The sequence below is a fragment of the Paraburkholderia terricola genome, assembly GCF_003330825.1.
GTDB classification, from domain to species: domain Bacteria; phylum Pseudomonadota; class Gammaproteobacteria; order Burkholderiales; family Burkholderiaceae; genus Paraburkholderia; species Paraburkholderia terricola.
Map to the genome: position 1 here is coordinate 2,010,837 of NZ_CP024941.1, position 21,206 is coordinate 2,032,042.

Consider the following 21,206-nt stretch of genomic DNA (forward strand, 5'->3'; position numbering starts at 1 on the left):
AAGTCGCATGCCATTGGGACGCGGCGTCTCGGGAAGCCTTGACGGCGCGTGAAAAGGAACAGGGGTGCTCGTGTGGCAGCTTGCCGCGGCGTGCCTCGCGGTGTTGCACGCTGGCGCAAGCAAAAGGGGAATGTGTTGCTAAAGAGGACAGTTATCGGCCGCGAATCGGCCGCGAGAAGAAGACCGCGCTGGATCAGCGTCGGCGGGCTGGGAATCGGGGGTGTCGGGTGGAAGGGGAAGCCGCGGTTGACGCGGTTGAGCGGCGGTCCGTCGCAGCGTTAAACCCTGCGACGGACCCCACCGCCTCGCGGCTAAGACTACGCAACGAGGCGGCCTCGACGCACTAGCGCCGCCGGCTTCAATCGACGCTCACGTCGATGCGCCGCGGACGCGCTTCTTCCCTGCGCGGAATCGTCAGCTTGAGCACGCCGTCCTTCAGGCTGGCGTCGATCTGCGCGGTGTCGAAGTCGGCGCTCAGCGTGAACGCGCGCGCGAAACGCGGCTGCTGCATCTCCGTGTGATGCACGCGCAATTCGGCGGGCATGGGCACGGTGGCTTCGGCCTCGATGAAAAGGTTCGGCCCTTCCACGCGCAGGTCGAGCTTTTCTCGCGTGACGCCCGGCAAGTCGGCCCACAGCGTGATGCCGTGCTTGTCCTCCACCACGTCCACCGCGGGCACGACGGCCGGCGTCTTCGACGAGCGCTCGCCCGTGCGTTGAGCGACTGCGCTCGTGTCGCGCTCGGTCACTTGAGTTTTGTCGTTCATGGCAAGCTCCTTGATGAAAATCGCAATGCTCACTGAATCGCAATCGAGCGGGGTTTCGACGATTCGCGCTTACCCACGGTGACGATCAGGCAACCGTTCACGTAGCGCGCCCGCACGTTGTCGGGATCGGCATCGCGCGGCAACTCGACGGCGCGCCGGAAACTGCCCGTGAAACGCTCGCGCGCGTAGCTGCGGCTCTCGCCTTCCGCGTCGGGCGCCGCTTCACGTTCACCGTTGATCGTGAGCAGGCCCTTGTCGACCGTCACTTCGAGTTTCGCGGGATCGATGCCCGGCGCGAAGGCGACGATCTCCACCGAATCGTCCGTGCTGCCCAGGTTGATCGGCGGAAACGCGCCGAAGCGGCCCGCGCGAATGCTGACGGGCGCGCCGGTCAGCAGGTTGGTCATCTGGCGTTGCAGACGCTCGAAATCGTCGAACAGGGGAAGTCCAAAAAAGAAGTCACTCATGGCTTGGGTCCTCCGTAAGCTCCTTAATTAAGGCAAGGCGACGAATGGGCAAACGCGCTCCGGGTTCATCCGCCTTACCGCCGAAAAATAAGTTGAAACACGAGTTGAAACACGAGTCGAAACACGAGTTAAACACGCAGCGCGATTCACGCAACGCAGGACGCGAACGCGAGAAGCGACTGCACGGTGATGACCGGAAAATAGGTCGAGGCCAGGCGGTTTCAAGAGCTCGCCCGGCGAAATTTTTTGAGCGAAAGCGGCCCTCGCCGCCCTTGAAAATCGTTGGCCCATCCCTACACTCTCCCCCGATTCCCTTGCAACCCGATTCACCCCTGGAGGCATCATGAGTTTTGACGCGGAATGGGTCACTTTCGGCAAACACCGGACTCGCTTGCGCGCGACCCGCGGCTTTCCGACCGCCACGCTGCGCACGCTCGCCGAAGTCGCGAAGCTGGCGATCGAGAACAACATGAGCGCGCGCGCCCGGCTCGTCGAGGTTCTGCTGAGAGACGAGGACGGCAGCTTCGAGATCACGGTCGCCACCACCGTCGAGCAGGATCTGGCGAGCGCCGCGCCGATCGAAGTCGCGCTCTCCACGGTCTTCGGCCTGCCGGCGGACAAGGTCACGTTGAGCATTGAACGATTGAGCGAGCAGGAGGTGGAACTGCGCTTCGGCGTCTATGAACGCCTGCTCGCGCAGAAGACCGGCACCGTGCCGCCTATTCAGTGAGCGCGGTGGCCGGCGGCGGTGCCGCAGAGCGGGCGAGCGGCGCCACGCCGCCGGCCGTTCTGGACGCGAGCGCATCGTCGGCCAGCACGGCCAGGCCGATGGCGATCTCGCGAGCCATGCGCGCCGCGATGTCGAGCGCATCGCCTCTCGGCACATGTCCACAGGTTCCTCTCCTTTCGAGAATCGACCGGTGTTCCGGATTCCTTTCCGTGACGAACACGGCCCATAGAAAACCGCCGTCGGAATCGGGCATGGCAGTCGAGGTCACCAGCAGGTTCGCAATGGCTATCGTCTGTACTCGCATGTGAACCTCCTGCCTCGTGGGCCTTTTGACGACAAGGCCGCATTGCCCATGCCCGGTGCGCCAAGCCGCGCGCCGCGCCGCCGCAACGGCGGGCTTGATCGTTGCTCGCAGCCCAGGCACCCTCAATCTCGAAGGAGAGAATCATGGCCACGCAAGCACAAAAGCCCGCTGAACCCAATGAACCCACTGAGCCCGCTGAACCCAATGAACCCAATGAACCAGGCCGTGCATCGCCCGATGTGGAGACCGGTCAACCAGGGCGTGCATCCCCCGATGAAGAGGCCGGCGAACCGGGCACGTTCAAGACCGATGTGTCGGAGACCGACGACGAAGGCACGAGTGTGCGCGAAGCCGAAGTTCGGGACGACGATCTGTCGGAAACCGGGTCCCCGGAGTCGGACGAGGAGGCATGAAGAACCCGTAGCCGCCGTGGCCGCGCGAACATCATGCGGATGGAGGCGCATGACCGGGCCGGCCACGCGGCGGCAACGGCGACAACGGCAGCAAGCGACACGCGACGCAGTTCCTGCCTGCAAGCTTGTAGTTTCTTCCCCGCGTGCGCCGGCTGATCGAACACGCCGGCAACAAGGCCGCGACCACGCAGAGCCCACCGTTTTCGAACGCCGCCAGGCCGCGGTTTCCTCTTCACATACGACGTCTGCTCGCGCGCTCTACGCGACATCATTTCGTCGGCAACGACAGCCCCTCGTTCACCCTGTGCGCTCGCGCACGAAACCCCCGGAATTTTTCACGGCTTCAGCTATATTGATTTGTGGAGGCGGTCAACGAAGTCCGTCTGCCCGCTCGCCGCCAGTTCCCCGACCGTTTGGATAATCGCATGCACGACGATGCCGATGAATTGGCGCGGCGCCCGGCCAGGGCGGCCGACCACGCCAGGGAAAACCTTGCCCTCCTCCGTCTCGCGCGCGCTCAAACCGGCTCGCGCGATGCGCTGCTGCAAGCGATCGCGAACGAAGCGCTGGCATTGTGCAATGCGGGCAGCGCGGGCATCAGCCTGCTGGAAGGGCCGCCTCACAACCGCTCGTTCCGCTGGCTCGCCGTGGCCGGATCGTGCGCGGGCCTGCAAGGCAAAAGCACCGCGTGGAACGAGTGCCCGTGCGGCGTGACGCTCGACGCCGGCCGCCCGCGGCTCTTCGTGCGGCCCGAGGAACAGTTCGGGTGTCTGCGGTTCGCGGGCATCGACGTGCATGAAGGCATCGTCGTTCCGATTCCGTCGGACAGCGGTCAGCTCGGCGCGATCTGGGCGATGTCTCACGACGCGGCCTGCCGCTTCGACGGCGAGCACGCCCGCGTGCTGTCGAGCCTCGCCATCGTCGCAGGCGCCGCGCTGACGATGGCGAACGTGCGCGACGACGGCGCCGAGAGCGATCGCCGACACAACGAGTTCATCGCCATGCTCGGGCACGAACTGAGAAATCCGCTCGCGCCGATCGACGGTGCGATCTCGGCCGCGAAGCGCCTGTGCGCCGCGAACGAAAAAGCCGACGCCGTGTTGACCATCGCGCAACGCCAGATGAAGCATCTGCGCACGCTGGTCGACGATCTGCTGGATGCGGCGCGGCTCAAGCACGGCAAGCTCGCCATCAAGCTGAGCGATACGTCGCTCAACGAGATCACGTTCGACGCGGTCAGCGCGGTCAAGCATCATCTCGAATCGCGCAGGCATACGCTGAAACTGAGCGGCCTCGACGCGCCGGTTCACGTGCGCGCGGATCATGTGCGGCTGAGCCAGGTATTGGGCAATCTGCTGCTGAACGCCGCCAAGTACACGCCGGCGGGCGGCAAGATCGAACTGTCGGTTCGTACCGAGCATGCCGCCGGTTCCGGCGAGCCGGGGTGCGTCGTCATCGAGGTCAGGGACAACGGCATCGGCATCGATCCGTCGATCCAGCCGTACATGTTCGAGCTGTTCGCGCAGTCGACGTGCGGCAGCGCCCGCTCCGAGGGCGGCCTCGGCATCGGGCTCGCGGTGGCGAAACGTCTGGTGGAATTGCACCACGGCAGCATTGCGATTCAAAGCGGAGCGGCCGGCGCGGGCACGCTCGTCACGGTACGCCTGCCGATCCTGCGCAGCGCGCCGGCCCAGAAGCCCGCCATGACGATGCCCCAGGTGCGCCCCACCCGCCTGCTGCTCGCCGACGACAACCGCGACGCGCTGGAAGTGCTCAGCGTCCTGCTCGAACTGGAAGGCCACCACGTGAGCGCGACGGACAATGGACACGATGCGGTGCGCCTGATCGGCGAGACGCATCCCGAAGTCGCGATCATCGACGTGGGCATGCCGGACATGGACGGTTTCGACGTGGCGCGCGCGGTTCGCGCCGACCCGCGCCTCGACGACGTGACGCTCGTCGCGTTGACAGGCTACGCGTCGGAGTCCAACAAATCGCGCGCGCTGGCGGCCGGTTTCGATTACCACCTCACCAAGCCGCTGTCGCTGGAAAAGCTTCAGCACATTCTGGAGAACCGCACCGAGGGGCGGGTTCAGGGGATCGTCTAGCGGCGCGTGTTCATTGCGCGTCATTGCACGTTCATTGCGCGTTCATTACGCGTTCATTGCGCGTTCAGTGCGGATAAACCGCCGCGCCCCGGCTGGGGAACGGTAATTGCTGGCGCTCGGGCACACGATCCAGTCCCCCGCGCGATGAAAACCCGCAACGCATGCACCATCGAGCAATGGCGTCCTCTACTGCAGCGGCGGCTTGTACGCCGGGGTCGGTGGTTCGCCGCGCTCGATTGCGCGCTTGCACGGAAGCCGCGGTTCGTCCGCTCGGGTTCGTGGTTCGCCGCGCTGCTTTGCGCCATTGCCTTTCTCCCGCCCCACGCCAATGGCGAGCCGGCTCAGAATGCGCTGCGTCCCGCCGGCGTGCAGGCCTTCCACATCTTCAACTTGTGGAATCTCACGCTCGCGGTGTGCTCGCTGGTGTTCGCCGCCGTGCTGATTGCGTTATTGATCGCGATGCTGCGCGCGTCGGCCCGCAAGCGGCAGGCGGGTCTTGAACCCACGCCGTGGGAGTGGTCCGAAACGCGGCCTGAGCCGAGCCCTGAAAATAGCCCCGAGGCAGGCCATGAAGCGAGCCAGGAAGCACGCACACGCCGCGTGGTGACCGGCGCGAGCATCGCATCCGTCGTGCTGCTGTTCGGCCTGCTGCTCGCCGACGTGATGACCGACCGCGCGCTGTCGCGGCTGCCCGTCGCCAATGCGCTGCATCTGGAGATGACCGGCCATCAATGGTGGTGGGAAGCGCGCTACGGCGGCGACAGCGCCGGCGACGCCTTCGCGGTCGCCAACGAATTGCACGTGCCGGTCGGCCGGCCCGTCGTCATTTCACTGAAAGCGGACGACGTGATCCACACCTTCTGGGTGCCGAACCTGCACGGCAAGAAAGACATGATCCCCGGCCGCGACGCGACCATCGAATTTCGCGCGGACCGCGCCGGCACCTATCGCGGTCAATGCGCGGAATTCTGCGGCCTCGAACATGCGTTGATGGCGTTCTCGGTGGTGGCCGAGCCGCCCGCGCGGTACGAAGCGTGGGCCGCGCATCAGCGCGAGCCCGCGCCGCAAGCGGTGACCGACATGCACAAACGCGGCGAGCAGCTCTTCACGACCGGCGCCTGCGCCAATTGCCACACGGTGCGCGGCACGTCGGCCGCGGGCCTGCTCGGCCCGGATCTCACGCACCTGATGAGCCGGTCGATGCTCGCGGCCGGCACCTTCGACAATACGCCCGCTAATCTGGCCGCCTGGATCGCGGCGCCCGGCAGCATGAAACCCGGCACGTCGATGCCCGCAAGCCGGTTCTCGCAACAGGACATGGCCGCCCTCGTCGCGTGGCTCGGAACCCTGCAATGAACGACCCTCCATCCGCTTCGGCGACGCCCGAAACACGCCTGTTCGACGGCCCCGGCGCCACGCCCGAGGTGCGCGCCGCGCTCGCGCGCACCTGGAGCGATCGTCCCGGCTGGTTCGGCGCGCTCGCGGCGGTCAATCACAAGACGGTCGCGCGGCGCTTCGTCGTCACCACGTTCGCGTTTTTTCTGCTGGGCGGCCTGCTCGCGCTCACCATGCGGCTGCAACTCGCGCGACCCGGCAATCGCCTCGTCGGCCCCGAGTTGTACAACCAGCTTTTCACGATCCACGGCACGACGATGATGTTCCTGTTCGCCGTGCCCGTCATGCAGGCCGTCGCCATCTGGCTCGTTCCCTTGATGATCGGCGCGCGCAGCGTCGCCTTTCCGCGCATGAACGCCTACGCCTACTGGGTGTTCCTGTTCGGCGGCCTGACGCTGTACGTCGCGTTCGCGCTCGGCGCGGGCGCGAACACCGGCTGGTTCAGCTACGTGCCGCTCGCCGGTCCCGATTACTCGACCGGCAACGGCGTCGACATCTGGGCGCAGATGATCACCTTCACCGAACTCTCCGCGCTGCTCGAAGCCGTCGTGCTGATCGCGACCATCTTCAAGCTGCGCGCGCCGGGCATGTCGCTCAACCGCATGCCGCTGTTCGTGTGGGCGACGCTCGTCACGCAGTTCATGGTGCTGTTCGCGATGCCCGCCGTGATGCTCGGCAGCACCGCGCTGATACTCGATCGCCTCGTCGGCACGCACTTCTACAATCCGGCGCGCGGCGGCGACGTGTTGTTGTGGCAGCACCTGTTCTGGTTCTTCGGCCATCCCGAGGTTTATCTGATCTTCATTCCGCCGCTCGGCTTCATCTCGTCGATCATCGCGACCTTCGCGCGGCGTCCGGTATTCGGCTATCCGGCGATGGTGCTCGCGCTCATCGCCACCGCGTTTCTCGCCTTCGGGCTGTGGGTGCATCACATGTTCGCCACCAGCATTCCGGCGCTCGGCAAGAGCTTTTTTACCGCGGCGAGCCTGATGATCGCGATACCCTCGGGCGTGCAGATCTTCTGCTGGCTCGCCACGCTCTGGCGCGGCCGCCTGAATCTGAAAACGCCGCTGTGGTTCGTGCTCGCGTTCTTCTTCATCCTCGTGCTCGGCGGTCTGACGGGCGTGATGCTCGGTTCCGTATCGCTCGATCTGCAGGTGCACGACACGTATTTCGTGGTCGCGCATCTGCATTACGTGCTGCTGGGCGGCGCGGTGTTTCCGCTCTTCGGCGCGTTCTATTACTGGTTTCCGAAAGCGACCGGCCGGATGCTGGACGAAACGCTCGGGCGCTGGCAGTTCTGGCTGTTCTTCATCGGCTTCAATGTCGCGTTCTTTCCGATGCACGTGCTCGGGCTGCACGGCATGCCGCGCCGTGTGTGGACCTATCCGCACGGCATGGGCTGGGACGGCCTGAATCTGAGCGCGACGCTCGGCGCATCGACCATCGGCGTGAGCGTACTGGTGTTCCTCGTCAACGTGGTGCGCAGCTATCGGCGCGGCGCGCTCGCGGGCGCCGATCCGTGGGGCGCCGGCACGCTCGAATGGAGTACGGCGAGCCCGCCGCCGCCGCATAACTTCGATGCGCTGCCGGTCGTGCACGGACGCGATCCGCTCTGGGAGCCGGGCGCGCAACCGGCCTATGTGAGCGGTCTCGCGGCCGACGCCCGCGAAGTGCTGTCGACCACCGCGCTCGACGCGCTCCCCGATCTGCGGCCGCTGTTTCCGTCGCCGTCGATCTGGCCGTTCGTGAGCGCAGTCGCCACCACCGTGCTGTTCATCGGCTCGGTGTTTACGCCGTGGGCGGTCGTGTGGGGCTCGGTGCCGGTCGCCGTCGCGCTGATCGGCTGGTTCTGGCCGAATCGCGGCGAAAACCGCCGCGCGCTCGAACTGGAGCGGCGGCCATGACGGAGCTTCGCAAGGTGCCAGCGAGTGCCATGAACGCCATGAACGCCGCGCACGCCAACGACACGAGGCACACCACGCGCGATGCGCCCGACACCTTGACGCTCGACGTGCGCCGCTTGCCGAGCTTCGGTTTCAGTCATCGCAGCCTGATGTGGTGGAGCACGGTCTGCCTGATGCTGATCGAAGGCACGGTCTTCGCGATCGGCGCGATGATGTACTTCTATCTGCGCAGCCTCACTGCGATCTGGCCGCTGAACGCCGCGCCGCCCGCGCTCGTGTGGGGCAGCGTCAACACGGCGGTGCTGCTCGTGAGCATGTGGCCGAACCAGCTCACCAAGCGCGCCGCCGAACGCGAGGATCGCGCGGGCGCGCGGCTGTGGCTTTCCGTCTGTCTCGCGTTCGCGGGGGTGTTTCTGGTACTGCGCGGTTTCGAGTTCGCCGCGCTGAACGTGAGCTGGAACACCAATGCGTATGGTTCGGTCGTGTGGCTGCTGCTGGGCCTGCACACCACGCATCTGATCACCGACACGGTGGACACCGCCGTGCTCGGTGTGCTGCTGTTCACCGGACCGTTCGAGGGCAAGCGCCTCGTCGACGTCAGCGAAAACGCGTTGTACTGGTATTTCGTGGTGTTGAGCTGGCTGCCCGTGTATGCGGTGATCTACCTGGCGCCGCGGCTGTGATGGAGACCGACCATGCGAACCTGGCTCGCGCTTCTGGGCACGCCCTCCGCGGTGCTGGCGGCGCTCTCGATCGACTACGCGCTGGTGCCGCCCGCCTGCGCGTGGCGCACGATGCTGCCGCTCGGCGGCGTGACCGGCGCGGCGCTGCTCTTTTCGGTCATCGCGACGCTGCTCGCCTGGCGGCGCTGGCGCGAGGCGAGCCTGATCGCGCCGGCCTCCGCGGTCGCCTTGCCGGCCCGGCCCGCGATGCTCGCGTGCACGGCGACGCTCGTCGGTCTCGTCTCGACGCTCGCACTGGTTGCGATGTGGATTCCGCAATGGCTGATTTCCGCATGCGTGTGATGGACGTCATGGCGGGTTGCGGCGGGGTTGCTGTTGGCTTTGCTGTTGGCTTTGCTGTTGGCTTTGCTGTTGGCTTTGCTGTTGGCTTTGCTGTTGGCTTTGCTGTTGGCTTTGCTGTTGGCTTTGCCGTTGCGGTCGCCTCTGCCGTTGCGGTCGCCTCTGCCGTTGCGGTTGCCTCTGCCGTTGCGGTTGCCTCTGCCGTTGCGGTTGCCTCTGCTGTTGCGGTTGCCTCTGCCGTTGCCAAAGCTGGTGCCACTGCTAAAGCCGCTTCCCCTACTGCTACCGCTACCGCCACCCTTGCGCTATTCGTAAGTCCCTACGTGCAGGCGCATGACCTAAGCGCCGCGGACCGAGCCGCACCGTCCTTCATGCCGCACTGGACCTTCGAGCCGTGGGTCGTCGCCTTGTTGCTCGCGAGCCTCGGCTTATACGGCCTCGGCTACCTGCGCTTGCGCACGCGCGGCCGGCGAGGCCGCGTCGTCCGCGCCCGGCAACTGGCGGCGTTCGGCCTGGGCTGGCTCGCCCTCGTGGTGGCCTTCGCGTCGCCGCTCGATGCGCTGAGCGCCGCGCTGTTTTCCGCGCATATGGTGCAGCACGAACTGCTGATGATCGTCGCCGCGCCGCTCCTCGTTCTCGGACGGCCGCTCGCGCTCTGGCTATGGGCCTTGCCGCCGCGCTCGCGGCATGCAATCGGCGCGGCGGTGCGCACGCGAGCGTGGCGCGGCATCTGGCGTGTGCTGTGCCGGCCGGCCGTCGCCTGGCTGCTGCATGCGGCGGCGCTGTGGGCGTGGCATATGCCGCGTCTGTTCGAGGCCGCGCTCGCCTCGCCCGGCCTGCATGCGCTGCAGCACGCCAGCTTTGTGCTGAGCGCGCTGCTGTTCTGGTGGACCGTGTTCGGCGAAGCGGCCCGGCGCGATGAAAGCGGCTACGCGATGTTGTCGCTCTTCACGACGATGGTTCATACCGGCGCGCTCGGCGCGTTGCTGACGCTCGCGCCGGGGCTCTGGTATCCGGCCTACGTCGAACCGGCCTCGGCGCTCGGCGTCGATCCACTGCTCGATCAGCAACTGGGCGGTCTCGTGATGTGGGTGCCGGGCGGCCTCGCGTATCTGCTCGCCGCACTGGTGACGGGCGCGCGCTGGCTGATGCGGGGCGCGCCCGCCGCGCTCGTTCCGAATGGCGTGGCCGCGCGCCGGGACGGCGCGTCATGAAACGGCGCGAAGCGTTGCCCCAGCGCGGCGCCGGCGACGGCGGCGCCACGCCCGAAAGCGGCACACCGGCGCGCACGCAGGTCAACCCGGCGAACCGCGCGCGACCACGACAGATGACCAAGAAGTCGACCAAGAAGTCGACCAACAAGCGGCGCATCGAATTGCTGGCTGTGTGGCACATCGCGTCGGCGTTGACGTTCGGCTCGCTCGCGGCATCGGCATCGAGCCAACCGGCCCATAGCCCCGACGCCACCCTCATCGCGCGCGGCGAATACGTCGCCAAGGCGGCCGATTGCTCCGGCTGCCACACCTCGGTCGGCGGCGCGGCCTACGCCGGCGGGCTCGGACTCGCCTCGCCGTTCGGCACGATCGTCAGCACGAACATCACGCCGGAGCGCCGCTACGGCATCGGCGCCTACAGTTACGCGGATTTCGAGCGCGCATTACGCAAGGGGGTCGCGCCAGGCAACAAGCGGCTCTATCCGGCGATGCCCTACCCGTCGTTCTCGAAACTGACCGACGACGACGTACAAGCGCTCTACGCGTACTTCATGCATGCGGTGCAGCCGGTCGCGAAGCCCAATCAGCCGACGAAAGTGCCGTTCCCGTTCAACCAGCGCTGGGCGCTCTATTTCTGGCAACTGGTCTTCCTGCCGACGCAGCCGTACCAGCCGAAGCCCGGCCGCGACGCGCAATGGAATCGCGGCGCCTACCTCGTGCAAGGCGCGGGACACTGCGGCACCTGCCACACGCCACGCGGCCTCGGCTACCAGGAAAAAGGCTATGACGAATCGTCGTCGGACTGGCTGACGGGCGGCGTCAACGATCACTGGTTCGCGCCGAATCTGACCGGCGATCCGGGCGCGGGGCTCGGCCGCATCGGCGCGCAAGAGCTGGCCGCGTTTCTCAGGACGGGCCACGGCGCGGGCCTCGCGGCTTTCGGCTCGATGGTCGAGCAGGTCGAGGACAGCACGCAATATCTGACCGACGACGACGCGCTCGCCATCGCCCATTACCTCAAATCCCTGCCGGCGCAAAAACCGGCGGGACGCTACGACCCGTACGCGCGGCCCGATCCGTCCACGCGCAACGGCAACCGCGTCGACCCGCCGCAAACGCTCGGCGCGCGCGTCTATACGTCGTTTTGCGCGCGTTGCCACGGATCGGAGGGGATGGGCGTGACGGAGGTGTTTCCGAGGCTGGCGGGCAACCCCGCCGTGATCGCCGAGGACACCACGTCGCTGATTCGTCTACTGGTGGAAGGCGGCAATAGTCCGAGCACGCTGCACGGACCGCCGCGCCAGTCGATGCCGGGCTTCGCGCACGATCTCACGAACGCGCAGATGGCCGCCGTGCTCACGTGGATTCGCACGTCCTGGGGCAACGACGCGCAGCCGGTCACGGCCAACGACGTGCGCACATTGCGGGAGAAATTGCATAAATGACACGGGCGCGAACGACGCCGCGCCCGGCGTTCGGGAGGGCCGCCGCGCACTGTCATCCCGCGCCGCGCATGCTGATTTCACGTTGATTGCCGGGCGACTGACCATCGAGCCGTTTCTCGAAGCAGCAGACGTTCGCCCTCGTGACGTAGGGTCCAAACGGCGGAATGGGATGAAAACCGTGCTTTTCATAGAACTCGATGGCCCGCCGATTGTTCGCGTGAGTGCCCAGCCACAGCGCCGCATAGCCGAGCCGCCCGGCTTCCTGTTCGAGATGCGCGAGTATCGCGCTGCCCGCGCCGTCCGCGCCGGGGCGCGCATAGAGGCGCTTGAGTTCGGCAATGTGTTCCCGCAGCGGCCTGAACGCGCCGCAGCCGAGCGGCGTGCCGAACGCGCTTCTCGCCACGACGAAACGCGCGGTGTCCACGGCGACGTCGCGCACCGAAAAGCGGCTCTGCCCGCCGTCGCCGGTGAGCACGGCCAGCGTGGCGCTCAGTTCGTCGAGCAGGATGCGCGCGTCGGTCGAGGACGGGTCCTCGCGGCTGACAACGATTGTCGGGAACAGCATCAACCTCGCCTCCTTTACGTTGCGTACCTATGAAGATGAGCAAGCGCTGTACCGATCTTCGCATTGCGGCAATTGGGAGGACGACGCGATACCGGGGCCGGAAAACGGCGCGCCGGCAGAGCGATCCGAAGCGCACCGCAACGGTAGCGCCGCGCCGCCGCAAACGCGCCTTTAGCAATCGCCAGGCACGGTGACGGTGGCGCGCAAGCGCGGGTATCGCGCTTGCTACGCGAGGAAGGAGCGCTTCATCGAGCGCCGTGGAGGACCGGAGAACAATGAACATTCCCCGCAGTGTGGTTGGCTTTCTGGCGTCGCGCGGCCTCGTGATCGCCACCGCGGAATCCTGCACGGCCGGCCTGATCGCCTCGCTGCTCGCCGACGTGCCCGGCAGCGGCGCGTGTCTCGACGTCGGTCTGGTGGTGTATTCGCCTTCGGGCAAATGCGGCTTTCTGAACGTGGAAGCGCGCACGATCGAACGCTTCGGCCTGACGAGCGAAGAAGTCGCGCGGGAAATGGCGGCGGGCCTGCTTGCGCAGCAAGCGTGCCACGCGCACATCGTCGTCGCCAACACGGGGCTCGCCGGGCCGCCGCCGGACGGCTCGGATCTCGCGCCCGGCACGCAATGCTTCGCGTGGCGCTACAAGCAGCGCGAGCGCGAGTATGCGTTCAGCGAAACGCGCGTATTCGACGGCGACCGCGTCACGATCCGCCAATGCGCCGCGCTTTACGCCCTCTCGCGGGTCGAGCATTATTTCAACCAGTTGCCGAACGTCAGGCACGGGCGATCTCTTGCGGCGCTTTGAATGCGAGAGGCCGAACGCGCGCCGATGCGCGGCGCGCTCAATCCGATGAGCCCGCATCGACCCGTCATCCGGCGCTGTCCACAGCACGCACCGCACCTGGCGCGTCCGTGTTTTCCGCCCGCAGTCCTTGAAGGTCTTCCAGAACATGAGCCGATCGTTCTTCAATCTCTACACTCACGATTTCGCCCGCGTCGCGGTGGCGGTGCCGGTGTGCCGCGTCGCCGATCCGCATTTCAACGCCGCGCAAACGCTCGAACTGGCCCGCGAGGCCGCGCAACACGGCGCGCTGCTGGTGGCGTTTCCCGAGCTCGGCGTATCCGCCTACACCTGCGACGACCTGTTCCATCAACGCGCGCTGCTCGATGCCTGCGAAGACGCGATCGGTGAAATCATCGCGGCTTCCGCGAAAATCGCCAGCGTGCTCGTGATCGGCGCGCCGCTCAAGGTCGAGCACAAGCTGTTCAACTGCGCGCTGGTGATTGCGGGCGGCAAGCTTTGCGGCGTGGTGCCCAAGAGCTATCTGCCGAATTACGGCGAGTTCTACGAGGCGCGCCAGTTCAGCGCCGCCGAGAACGCGTCGTGCACGCGAATCGCGTTGTGCGGACAGGAAGCGCCGTTCGGCGCGTCGCTGCTGTTCGACGTGCCCGCCGCGCCGCTGTTGCGCTTTCACGTCGAGATATGCGAGGACGTCTGGGTGCCGGTGCCGCCCTCGTCGTTCGCTGCGCTGGCCGGCGCGACCGTGCTCGTGAACCTCTCGGCGTCGAACATCGTGATCGGCAAGTCGGGATATCGCCATCAGCTCGTCGGCCAGCAATCGGCGCGCTGCCTCGCGGCGTATCTCTACTCGTCCGCGGGACGTGGCGAATCGAGCACCGATCTCGCGTGGGACGGCCAGGCGCTGATCTACGAGAACGGCGAATTGCTCGCTGAATCCGAACGTTTTCTGGACACGTCTCACGTGATCTACGGCGACGTCGATCTCGAACGGCTCTCGCGCGAACGCATGCGGCAAACCACCTTCGGACAGTCCACGCGCCGTCATGCCGAGGAAGTCGGCAAGTTCGAGGTGGTCACGGTTCCGGTATCGCTGCCCGACGCGGAACGCTTGCCGCTCGCGCGCGCCGTCAACCGTTTTCCCTACGTGCCGGCCGACGCGGCGAATCGCGACGAACGTTGCGCGGAGGTCTACAACATCCAGGTGCAGGCGCTGATTCAACGGCTGGGCGCCGCGAAAATTTCGAAGGTGGTGATCGGCGTGTCGGGCGGTCTCGACTCGACCCAGGCGCTGCTCGTCTGCGCGAAGGCGATGGATCGGCTCAAGCTGCCGCGCTCGAACATTCTCGCCTATACGATGCCCGGCTTCGCGACCAGCAGCCGCACCTTGCAGCAGGCGAAGGACTTGATGCAGGCCGTGGGATGCGCGATGGAGGAAATCGATATCCGCCCGAGTTGCCTGCAAATGCTCAAGGACCTGGGGCACCCGTTCGCATCCGGCAAGGAACAGTACGACGTGACCTTCGAGAACGTTCAGGCAGGCGAGCGAACCAGCCATCTGTTCCGGCTCGCCAACTTCCACCAGGCCATCGTGATCGGCACGGGCGATCTGAGCGAACTCGCGCTCGGCTGGTGCACGTATGGCGTGGGCGATCACATGTCGCATTACAGCGTCAACGCGAGCGTGCCGAAAACCCTGATCGCGCATCTGGTGCGCTGGGTGGCCGAGTCGGAGCAGATCGGCGCGGCGGGTTCGCGTGTGCTCGAACAGATCCTGAGCACGGAGATCAGCCCCGAGCTCGTGCCCGGCAAGGTCGAGAAAGTGCTCGACCAGAAAACCGAGAGCGTGATCGGCCCGTATGAATTGCAGGACTTCAATCTGTATCACATTCTGCGTTTCGGCTTTGCGCCGTCGAAGGTCGCGTTTCTCGCGCTCACCGCATGGGGCGAGCGCGAACGCGGCGTGTGGCCCGCCGGGCGGAACATGGTGCGCAACGAGTACGGCCTGGCCGACATCAAACGCAATCTCGCCATTTTCGCGGAGCGGTTTTTCCGCACCAGCCAGTTCAAGCGCTCGTGCATTCCCAACGCGCCGAAGGTCGGCAGCGGCGGCTCGCTGTCGCCACGCGGCGACTGGCGCGCGCCGAGCGACGGCGAGGCGACGGTGTGGCTGGAAGATCTCGGGCGTATTCCGGACTGAGCGTTTGAATGGTGTGTTCGGGGCGGGGTATGCCAGGTGTTCGAGCGGTCCCTTCGCTCGCTGTCCATCACTTCGCTCGCGGCGTCTCCAGATGCTCGTCCGGGTTCGTGCGTCCCGCGCGAACCCGCCGTACCGTCTCGGCCAGCGCCCGCGCGACGTTCTCCACTTCGCGCTGTACGTCGTGGTCCCGGTCGAGCGCGGCGTGGCTCGTCGCATAAGGCTCGTAATAGCCGATGAAGCGATCCAGACGCGACTTCGCGCCCGCTTCGACGAATCCCATCCAGTCGAGCCAGTCGGTCAGCGCGTGCCGCGAGTCCTCGATACCCGCCACGTCGCCATGCACGACGACGCCATACGCGCGGCCCGCCAGATGTTTCGGATAGCCCCAGCCGTCGAGTTCGAGGCGCTTGGCTTCGTCGACGCGCTTGCCGTGCGTGGAGGTCGGGTCCGGGTTGCCGCCGTCCGCGCAGACGAGCCGGTCCATCATCAGCTTCAGCGGACTGCTGACCTGATACCAGTAGACGGGCGTGACGAACAGCACGCCGTGGCAGGCGGCGAAGCGTTCGTAGATGTCGTTCATCCAGTCGTTGACCTGGCCCAGCGAATGGTTCGGATAGCAGCTACACGGCCAGTGACACAGCGGCATCGCGGTCGACACGCAGCCCTTGCACGGATGAATGTGCAGATCGCGATCCGACGCGAGGCGCGAAAGATCCAGCAGATCCACGTCGAATGACTGCTGCTCCAGCGTGGCCTGCGCAAGTTTTGCGAGCCGGAAGCTTTTCGACATTTCGCCGGGACACGTATAGTCGTTTCGCGACGATGCGTTGACCACCAGCACCCGCGCGGGCGATGCCAGATCGCGTTGACGCGCTTGTGCCGCCTTGATGCGCTCGCTGGCCGCGCGCCATTCGACCGAAAGATCGTAGCCGGGGTCCGCGAAACCGGGGCCGGCCTTGTCGGTGACCGGCGACTTGCGCGCTTGCGAGTAGGCGTCCCACGCAATGTTTTCGAGCCGCGCCAAGGCTTCGTCTTCGCCGCGAAACGCGGGGTCGTAAAAGCGCGCCATGAAGCGCGCGCGAAACGCGTCGCGCGACATTTTTTCAGTGACCTGTCCTTTTCTGACGTCGATTTTCATGTCGATCTTCTGTGCGGCAGGCTCGTTGGCGGGCGATGGCGGGGCTTGGGATGGGTCCATGAGTTGGCTGTCTGTCGTCAGAGGGCGTGTTAATCGTGTACCGCGAATCGTGCACCGCGCATCGGGTCGCGCACGGTCACGGCACAGCGAACCGTGCAGCAAAAAACATTCCGCTGCTGCCCCGGACCAACGCGGCGGTCCGCTTCGGACGTGATGGCGGTGCGCCCGGCCAATCGCCGCGAGCAGGTACAGCGCATGCGGGATTCGAGCCGCGCAGGCGAACTTCGGACCCCGGATTCTCCTGCCCATTGCTTGCCGCACGCCATCCGTCCTTGGTCACGCCGCATTGGCGTCGCCCGTCGATGCGCGCGATACCGGCGTCAATCATGGAGAAACGCCATGTCCACCGATACGTCCAGAATGTCCCCGAGCATCACCGCGATGATTCGCCTCGATCACATGCACGCGCTTGCCGCGTTCCATCGTTATCACGCGACGAGCCCCTGGTGGCGCAAGCAGGCGATCGTCAATTCGACTTGTGCGGCGCTGGAGATTCACGCGCAACTGGAGGAAGAGATTTTCTATCCGGCCTTGGCGGCCGTGATGGGCGACGACGAAACGCTCGCCAAAAGCGCTCCGGAACACAACGAAATGCGCGCGACGATCAACCGGCTGCGTGCGATGGGCCCGGAAAACGCGGCCTACGACGCGCTCTTCATGCAACTGATGCGCGAGGTCATCCACCACGCCGCGGACGAAGAAACGGTCCTTTTACCGGCCGCGGAGCGCGCCTTGCAGACGCAGCTTCATTCGCTCGGTGCCAGCATGACGCGGCGCAGGCTGCAACTGCTGGGGCAGCGTCCCGCGGAAATCGCGCTCAATACGATGGGCACGTTCCCGGTGGCGAGCTTTCTGATCGGCGCGATGCTGGTGCTCGGCGTCACGCATTGCCTGCCGAAAGCGCGCGAACCGCGGCGGGCCCGCGAGCATTGAGCGGCATTAAGCGGCACCGAGCGACATACAAGACACCGGCCGGCGGCACGCTCACGCCGTTTCGTGCTGCCGCCCTGTCTCGACGATCCGCACCGGAATGGATTTCGCGCCCGGCACCTTGCTTTCCTTCGCGCAGTGCCAAAGCGGCAGCAGCGGATTGCATTCCGGGTAGTACCCGGCGATGCAGCCCGGCGGAATCTCGTACGTCTTCACGGAAAAGCCGGTCACGCGCCGGTCGACGCCGTCGTCCGCGATGGTCTGCAACGTCACGATGTCGCCTTCCGCGAGGCCGTGCGCGGCCATGTCGGAGGCGTTCATCAGCAGCGTCATGCGGTTGCCCTTCACGCCCCTGAAGCGGTCGTCGTGATGATAGATCGTCGTATTGAACTGACTGTCGGAGCGCAAGGTCATGAGCCGCAGCGCGCCGGGTTCGCGCTCGGGCATGTCGGGGTCCTCGCCCAAGGTTTCGGGCACCGTGAATTCCGCCTTGCCGCTTTCGGTCTGCCATTTGCGCTCGCGCGCGGGCAAGGGCCGCAAGAAACCGCCCGGCGTCCACATGCGCGCGTTGAAGTCGTGAAAAATCTCGGGATAGGTCCTGGCAATTTCTTCCCGCACGATCGAGTAATCGTCTTTCCAGGCGTCCCAATCGACGCTCGAACGCTCTCCCAAGGTCGCCTTCGCCATGCCCGCCACGATGAACGGCTCCGAGCGCACGTCGTCGCCGGCCGGCTCGACCATGCCGCGCGAGCCATGCATGCAGCCGGTGCTGTCCTCCATCGAAACGGCTTGCTCGCCGCTCGCCTGCCGGTCGATTTCGATGCGGCTCAGGCACGGCAGAATGTAGGCGATCTCGCCGTGCACCAGTTGGCTGCGGTTGAGCTTGGTGGCCACGGTCACGGTCAGCCGCAGCTTGCGCCACGCGGGCTCGATCCGCGCGCGGTCGGGCACCGAACGCACCAGATTGCCGCCGAGGTTGAACACCGCGCTCACCTTGCCCGCGATCATCGCCTCGAAAGCCTCCACGGTATTCATGCCCGTTTCGCGCGGCGGCTCGAACGAAAACTGGCTCGCCAATTTGTCGAGCGGCGCCAGTTCCGGCTTCTCCGTCACGCCCACCGTGCGCTGGCCTTGCACGTTCGAATGACCGCGCACCGGCGAGGGGCCCGCGCCCGGCTTGCCGATGTTGCCGCGCAGAAACAGCAGATTGCACAGCATGCGCACGTTCTGCACGCCGAGCCGGTGCTGGGTCAGGCCCATGCCATAGTGAATCATCACGGCGTTGGCCTTCATGTATTCGCTCGCGGCGGCTTCGAGCGCGTCGCGCGGCAAACCGCTGACGGTCTCGATGTCGCGCCATGCCGCGTCGCGCGCGTAACGGGCGAATGCGTCGTAGCCCTGCGTATGTTGCTCGATGAACGGCACGTCGATGATCCGCTCGCGGCCTTGCTCGCGCGCGAGGTCGTCGGCGGCGATCACCGCCTTGCAGATGCCGAGAATCGCGGCCGAGTCGCCGCCGTTCTTCACCTGGTGATATTGCGTGCTGATGAGCGTGTCGTTCGGCGTGAGCATCTGGCGCGGCGACTGCGGGTTGGCGAAGCGGATCAAACCCGGCTCGCGCAGCGGATTGAAGGTGATGATCGGCACGCCCCGCTTGCGCGCGTCCTGCAACTGGTGAAGCATGCGCGGGCTGTTGGTGCCGACGTTCTGGCCGAAAAAGAACACCAGATCGGTCTTCTCGAAGTCGTCGAGCGTGATGGTGCCGACGCCCGCGCCGATCGCCTTTTTCAAGCCGACGCTCGTGCTCTCGTGACACATATTGGAGCTATCCGGCAGATTGTTCGTGCCGTACATGCGCGCGAAAAGCTGGTACATGTATGAGGTTTCGAGCGAGGCGCGCCCCGACGTATAGAACACGACGCTCGCGGGCCGCATGCTGTTGAGCTCGCGGCCGATTTCGTCGAACGCGTCCTGCCAGCTCACCTTGACGTAGCGGTCGGTGGCCGGGTCGTAACGCAGCGGCGCGGTGAGCCGGCCGGCCGCCTCCAGATCGTGGTCGTGCCAGGTGGAAAGCTGGGCGACCGTGTGCAATTCGAAAAAGTCCGGCGTGACCCGTTTCGATGTCGTGTCCCACGCGGTCGCCTTCGCGCCGCTTTCGCAGAACTCGAACAGGTGCGGCTCGGCGGGCTTCGCCCATGAACAACTGACGCACATGAAGCCGTCGGGCTTGTTCTGTTTCGCGAGCACGCGGCCGTCTTTCAACGCGACATGCTCCTGCGTGAGAATCCTCGTCACCGCTTTGAGCGAACCCCATCCGCCGGAGGCGTAGGGATAGGCTTCGGTATTGCGCTTGGTGGTCATCGCTCGCTCCGGTCAACACGCTATCGGCAACACAGCGCAGCAACCGCGATGCCCGCGTCGCGATGTGCGCGCCAGGGATCGCCCCGTTTCCGATGGCACAGCCGATGCTGCTGCAGCGATAACGAGGGTGAAGGCAGCGATAACGCGCACGCCTTGCATCCCTCTGACCTATCGGCCATGACGGCCGTGACCCACCACCGTGGAAAACAACCCTCGCACAGTTCGAAAGCAACGATGAAAATCGCCCAGGTCGCCCCGCTCTATGAAAGCGTCCCGCCGCTCGCCTATGGCGCGACCGAGCGCGTCGTTTCGTATCTCACCGAGGAACTCGTGCGGCGCGGCCATGACGTCACGCTTTTCGCGAGCGCCGATTCGACTACGCGCGCGCGGCTCGTGCCCGTCTGCGAACGCGGACTCTGGCGCGATGCCGGCGTGTGGGACACCCTTACGCATCACGTGAGGCAACTGGCGCGCGTCGCGCATCTCGCGCACGAGTTCGACGTCGTGCATTTTCACGGCGATCCGCTGCACTTCCCGCTGGCCGACTCGTTGCCCATCGCGTCGCTCACGACGCTGCATGGGCAGTTGCTTCCGGTCGACCACGGTCCGCTGTTTCGTGAATTCGCCGCGGCGCCGCTGGTCTCCATCTCCAACGATCAGCGCGGGCCGGTGCCGTGGGCGAACTGGCGCGGCACCGTCTATCACGGCCTGCCGCTCGACGAGTTCGAAGTGCAGCCCGAGCCGGGATCGTATCTGCTGTTTCTCGGCCGCATGATGCCCGGCAAGCGGCCGGATCTCGCGGTGGAAATCGCGCGGCGCGCAGGCTGGCCGCTCAGGATGGCCGCCAAGGTTCATCCCGGCGAGCGCGACTATTTCACTCAGCAAGTCGAACCGCTGCTGAAGCAATCGGCGCATTTCACCGACTATCTCGGCGAGGTCGGCGGCGGCCTTCGCCGGGCGTTGCTCGCGAACGCGCGCGCGTTGCTGTTTCCGGTGGAATGGCCCGAGCCGTTCGGCATGGTGATGATCGAGGCGATGGCGTGCGGCACGCCGGTCATCGCGTTTCGCCGCGGCGCGGTGCCGGAAGTGCTGGAGCACGGCGTCAACGGGTTCATCGTCGACGGCGTGGACGAAGCCGTCGACGCGGTGGCGAACATCGCGCGGATCGATCGCGTTGCGTGCCGCCGATCGTTCGAGGCGCGCTTTACGGCGGAACGCATGGCCGCGGATTATCTGAGCATCTACGAAGGCTTGCTCGAAGACCGGCGCGCGGCGGCGCAGCCTCCGGTCGCACACTATTCGATGTACGGGCGCTGAGCGCTTGCGGCGCTTGCGGCGCTTGCGGCGCTGGCAACGCTTGCCACTGCAACCGCCGCACCGATGC

The 21,206-nt window shown here is 66.0% G+C and carries 19 protein-coding genes; 13 read left to right on the top strand and 6 right to left on the bottom strand.

What is annotated here, in order from left to right; all coding sequences use genetic code 11:
- Positions 1-358: 358 nt before the first annotated feature.
- Together CUJ90_RS09050 and CUJ90_RS09055 are read right to left on the bottom strand one after the other, a co-directional pair.
- Positions 359-766, bottom strand: a complete 408-nt coding sequence (locus CUJ90_RS09050; RefSeq protein WP_114163495.1) for an Hsp20/alpha crystallin family protein — start codon at positions 764-766, stop codon at positions 359-361.
- Positions 767-795: 29 nt separating this feature from the next.
- A complete protein-coding gene (locus CUJ90_RS09055; RefSeq protein ID WP_073431498.1) occupies positions 796-1,233 on the bottom strand; it encodes an Hsp20/alpha crystallin family protein in 438 nt (145 codons plus the stop codon).
- Positions 1,234-1,576: 343 nt separating this feature from the next.
- On the opposite strand from CUJ90_RS09055, the gene CUJ90_RS09060 reads away from it, so the two are divergent.
- Positions 1,577-1,963, top strand: a complete 387-nt coding sequence (locus CUJ90_RS09060) for a hypothetical protein (RefSeq protein WP_073431499.1) — start codon at positions 1,577-1,579, stop codon at positions 1,961-1,963.
- Here CUJ90_RS09060 and CUJ90_RS09065 read toward each other — a convergent pair.
- Positions 1,953-2,267, bottom strand: a complete 315-nt coding sequence (locus CUJ90_RS09065; protein WP_114162478.1) for a hypothetical protein — start codon at positions 2,265-2,267, stop codon at positions 1,953-1,955. The two genes, CUJ90_RS09060 and CUJ90_RS09065, sit on opposite strands and share 11 nt — an antisense overlap.
- Before the next feature lie 143 nt (positions 2,268-2,410).
- Here CUJ90_RS09065 and CUJ90_RS32330 point away from each other — a divergent pair, with 143 nt between their 5' ends.
- The 8 genes from CUJ90_RS32330 to CUJ90_RS09105 all read left to right on the top strand — a co-directional run bounded on the left by CUJ90_RS32330 (position 2,411) and on the right by CUJ90_RS09105 (position 11,771).
- On the top strand, positions 2,411-2,680 hold the full coding sequence (locus CUJ90_RS32330; RefSeq protein ID WP_152035338.1) for a hypothetical protein: 270 nt from the start codon (positions 2,411-2,413) through the stop codon (positions 2,678-2,680).
- Positions 2,681-3,105: 425 nt separating this feature from the next.
- The gene (locus CUJ90_RS09070) at positions 3,106-4,788 is read left to right on the top strand and encodes a hybrid sensor histidine kinase/response regulator (protein ID WP_114162479.1); all 1,683 of its coding nucleotides are present in this window, start codon (positions 3,106-3,108) and stop codon (positions 4,786-4,788) included.
- A 144-nt stretch (positions 4,789-4,932) separates the two neighbouring features.
- Positions 4,933-6,144, top strand: coding sequence for a cytochrome c oxidase subunit II (coxB, locus tag CUJ90_RS09075; protein ID WP_114162480.1), 1,212 nt, complete (start codon positions 4,933-4,935; stop codon positions 6,142-6,144).
- Positions 6,141-8,090, top strand: coding sequence for a cytochrome c oxidase subunit I (gene ctaD / locus CUJ90_RS09080; RefSeq protein ID WP_114162481.1), 1,950 nt, complete (start codon positions 6,141-6,143; stop codon positions 8,088-8,090). Before coxB ends, ctaD begins: the two co-directional genes overlap by 4 nt.
- Complete coding sequence (locus tag CUJ90_RS09085; RefSeq protein ID WP_114162482.1) at positions 8,087-8,773, top strand: cytochrome c oxidase subunit 3; 687 nt, start codon at positions 8,087-8,089, stop codon at positions 8,771-8,773. Before ctaD ends, CUJ90_RS09085 begins: the two co-directional genes overlap by 4 nt.
- 12 nt (positions 8,774-8,785) lie before the next feature.
- Positions 8,786-9,115 carry a hypothetical protein gene (locus CUJ90_RS09090; RefSeq protein ID WP_114162483.1) on the top strand — a complete coding sequence of 110 codons (330 nt, stop codon included), beginning with the start codon at positions 8,786-8,788 and terminating at the stop codon, positions 9,113-9,115.
- Between the two features lie 320 nt (positions 9,116-9,435).
- Positions 9,436-10,326 (top strand): cytochrome c oxidase assembly protein, encoded by an 891-nt coding sequence (locus tag CUJ90_RS09100; RefSeq protein ID WP_244220001.1) that lies wholly within the window; start codon positions 9,436-9,438, stop codon positions 10,324-10,326.
- A gap of 113 nt (positions 10,327-10,439) precedes the next feature.
- A complete protein-coding gene (locus tag CUJ90_RS09105; RefSeq protein ID WP_114163496.1) occupies positions 10,440-11,771 on the top strand; it encodes a cytochrome c in 1,332 nt (443 codons plus the stop codon).
- Positions 11,772-11,823: 52 nt separating this feature from the next.
- Here the strand turns inward: CUJ90_RS09105 and CUJ90_RS09110 are convergent, their stop codons facing one another.
- Complete coding sequence (locus CUJ90_RS09110; RefSeq protein WP_114162485.1) at positions 11,824-12,336, bottom strand: GNAT family N-acetyltransferase; 513 nt, start codon at positions 12,334-12,336, stop codon at positions 11,824-11,826.
- 275 nt (positions 12,337-12,611) lie between these two features.
- Here CUJ90_RS09110 and CUJ90_RS09115 point away from each other — a divergent pair, with 275 nt between their 5' ends.
- Both CUJ90_RS09115 and CUJ90_RS09120 read left to right on the top strand, forming a co-directional pair.
- Positions 12,612-13,139: a CinA family protein gene (locus CUJ90_RS09115; protein ID WP_114162486.1), complete on the top strand. Its 528-nt coding sequence runs from the start codon at positions 12,612-12,614 to the stop codon at positions 13,137-13,139.
- Positions 13,140-13,284: 145 nt separating this feature from the next.
- Entirely contained in the window at positions 13,285-15,333 is a 2,049-nt protein-coding gene (locus CUJ90_RS09120; RefSeq protein ID WP_114163497.1) for an NAD(+) synthase, read from the top strand.
- A 67-nt stretch (positions 15,334-15,400) separates the two neighbouring features.
- Here CUJ90_RS09120 and CUJ90_RS09125 read toward each other — a convergent pair whose 3' ends face one another.
- Entirely contained in the window at positions 15,401-16,432 is a 1,032-nt protein-coding gene (locus CUJ90_RS09125; RefSeq protein ID WP_114163498.1) for a flavodoxin family protein, read from the bottom strand.
- Between the two features lie 438 nt (positions 16,433-16,870).
- Here CUJ90_RS09125 and CUJ90_RS09130 point away from each other — a divergent pair, with 438 nt between their 5' ends.
- Positions 16,871-17,464 carry a hemerythrin domain-containing protein gene (locus CUJ90_RS09130; protein ID WP_167449650.1) on the top strand — a complete coding sequence of 198 codons (594 nt, stop codon included), beginning with the start codon at positions 16,871-16,873 and terminating at the stop codon, positions 17,462-17,464.
- A gap of 51 nt (positions 17,465-17,515) precedes the next feature.
- Here the strand turns inward: CUJ90_RS09130 and CUJ90_RS09135 are convergent, their stop codons facing one another.
- Positions 17,516-19,822 (bottom strand): FdhF/YdeP family oxidoreductase, encoded by a 2,307-nt coding sequence (locus CUJ90_RS09135; RefSeq protein ID WP_114162488.1) that lies wholly within the window; start codon positions 19,820-19,822, stop codon positions 17,516-17,518.
- 234 nt (positions 19,823-20,056) lie between these two features.
- Here CUJ90_RS09135 and CUJ90_RS09140 point away from each other — a divergent pair, with 234 nt between their 5' ends.
- Complete coding sequence (locus CUJ90_RS09140; RefSeq protein ID WP_114162489.1) at positions 20,057-21,139, top strand: glycosyltransferase family 4 protein; 1,083 nt, start codon at positions 20,057-20,059, stop codon at positions 21,137-21,139.
- Positions 21,140-21,206 lie beyond the last annotated feature (67 nt).